Below are 2,197 nucleotides of genomic sequence, written 5' to 3' on the forward strand. Positions count from 1 at the left end.
GTGCTGTTTCACGTGAAACAGCACCGGCCCTCGCCGTATCCGGAGCGCCGGGCGCTCAGCCCCGCCGGTGCCGGCCGCCGCCTGCCTGGACCTGGCTCTCCTCGACGGCCTCGGCGCCGCCGGCCCGCTTCTTCTTCCGCTCGCGCATGACCTCGATCAGGATCGGCGAGATCGAGAGCAGGACGATCAGCAGCACCGCCGGGATCAGGTACTTGTCGATCACGGGGGCGAGCGCGTCACCGAAGAAGTAGCCGGTCAGCAGCATGGACTCGGTCCACAGCACACCGCCGATCACGTTCCAGACGAAGAAGGTCCGGGCGGGCATCTCCAGGGTGCCGGCGACCGGGTTCAGGAACGTGCGGATGATCGGCATGAAGCGGGCCAGCACCACCGCCTTGCCGGAGCCGAACTTGTTGAAGTACTCCTCCGCCTTCACGACGTACTCGCGGCGGAAGATCTTCGAATCGGGCTTGTCGAACATCTTCGGCCCGACCTTGGCGCCGATCAGGTGCCCGAGCTGCGCACCGGCGATCGCCGCGATCGGACAGCCGATCAGCAGGAGGGTGATCGGCAGCCTGGCGCCGTCGCCGAGCACCGAGGAGGCGGCGCTCGACGCGGCGACGCCCGCGAGGATCAGCAGCGAGTCGCCCGGGAAGAAGAAGCCGACCAGCAGGCCGGTCTCCGCGAAGATGATCGCGATCAGCCCGATGGCGCCGAGGGACGAGATCAGGGATTTGGCGTCGAGCAGGTTGACGGCCAACTGGTTGTAGTCCACGGGCGCAGGATAGCGGGCGTACCGTGCCGGCGAAGCGGGCGTACCGTGCCTGCGGTGCCCCGGCCGGGGCCGCTGCCGACCCCCGCCGGGGCCGTCCGGGGACCGGCCCGCGCCCGCGCCCCGCGACGTTCCGCATGGCGGGCTCCTGCTGACCTGCGGGCACGAGTCTGGGAAGATGACACAGGCGTCCGGTCCGCGGTGGCACACCACCCTCATGGCCGAACCGCGGAGGTCGCCTCGAACCTTGGTGCCGGAGAGCCACACCGCAACGCCGCGCGTCGGCGGGCCGGCACGGAGTCGTCACGAAGGCGTACACAGCGTCGGACAGCACCGTCCGTACGCCGCAACCCGACAGGAGCGGATCGCATGCCCATCGCAACTCCCGAGGTCTACAACGAGATGCTCGACCGGGCCAAGGCGGGCAAGTTCGCCTACCCGGCGATCAACGTCACGTCGTCGCAGACCCTGCACGCCGCGCTGCGCGGCTTCGCCGAGGCCGAGAGCGACGGCATCATCCAGATCTCGACCGGTGGCGCGGAGTTCCTGGGCGGCCAGCACAACAAGGACATGGTGACCGGCGCCGTCGCGCTCGCCGAGTTCGCCCACATCGTCGCCGCCAAGTACGACATCACCGTCGCGCTGCACACCGACCACTGCCCGAAGGACAAGCTGGACGGCTACGTCCGCCCGCTGCTGGCGATCTCCGCCGAGCGCGTGGCCAAGGGCGAGAACCCGCTGTTCCAGTCGCACATGTGGGACGGCTCGGCCGAGACCCTCTCCGACAACCTGGCCATCGCCCAGGAGCTGCTGGCCCAGGCCGCCGCCGCCAAGATCATCCTTGAGGTCGAGATCACCCCGACCGGTGGCGAGGAGGACGGCGTCACCCACGAGATCAACGACGAGCTGTACACCACCGTCAACGACGCCGTGCGCACCGCCGAGGCGCTGGGCCTGGGTGAGAAGGGCCGCTACCTGCTGGCCGCCTCCTTCGGCAACGTGCACGGCGTGTACAAGCCGGGCAACGTCGTGCTGAAGCCGGAGCTGCTGCGCGAGCTCCAGGACGCGATCGGAAAGCAGTACGGCAAGACCGACCCGTTCGACTTCGTCTTCCACGGCGGCTCGGGCTCGACCGCCGAGGAGATCGCCACCGCGCTGGAGAACGGCGTCGTGAAGATGAACCTGGACACCGACACCCAGTACGCCTTCACCCGCCCGGTGGCCGGCCACATGTTCGCCAACTACGACGGCGTGCTGAAGGTCGACGGCGAGGTCGGCAAGAAGAACACCTACGACCCGCGCACCTGGGGCAAGCTGGCCGAGGCCGGCATGGCCGCCCGCGTGGTCGAGGCCGCCGAGCAGCTGCGTTCGGCGGGCAAGCGCCTGAAGTGAGCCCCGCGCCCGACGTACGGCCCGCGCCCGAAG

General features: G+C 69.5%; 2 protein-coding genes. One reads left to right on the forward strand and one right to left on the reverse strand.

Going from position 1 to position 2,197, the window contains the following annotated elements; translation table 11 throughout:
• Positions 1–55: 55 nt before the first annotated feature.
• Positions 56–775 (reverse strand): DedA family protein, encoded by a 720-nt coding sequence (locus ACFU7Y_RS43225; protein ID WP_224284782.1) that lies wholly within the window; start codon positions 773–775, stop codon positions 56–58.
• 366 nt (positions 776–1,141) lie between these two features.
• On the opposite strand from ACFU7Y_RS43225, the gene fbaA reads away from it, so the two are divergent.
• Positions 1,142–2,164 (forward strand): class II fructose-bisphosphate aldolase, encoded by a 1,023-nt coding sequence (gene fbaA / locus ACFU7Y_RS43230; RefSeq protein ID WP_224284781.1) that lies wholly within the window; start codon positions 1,142–1,144, stop codon positions 2,162–2,164.
• The last annotated feature ends 33 nt before the right edge of the window (positions 2,165–2,197 follow it).

Origin of the sequence: Kitasatospora sp. NPDC057542 (assembly GCF_042801945.1) — a bacterium.
In the GTDB taxonomy this organism is placed as follows: domain Bacteria; phylum Actinomycetota; class Actinomycetes; order Streptomycetales; family Streptomycetaceae; genus Kitasatospora.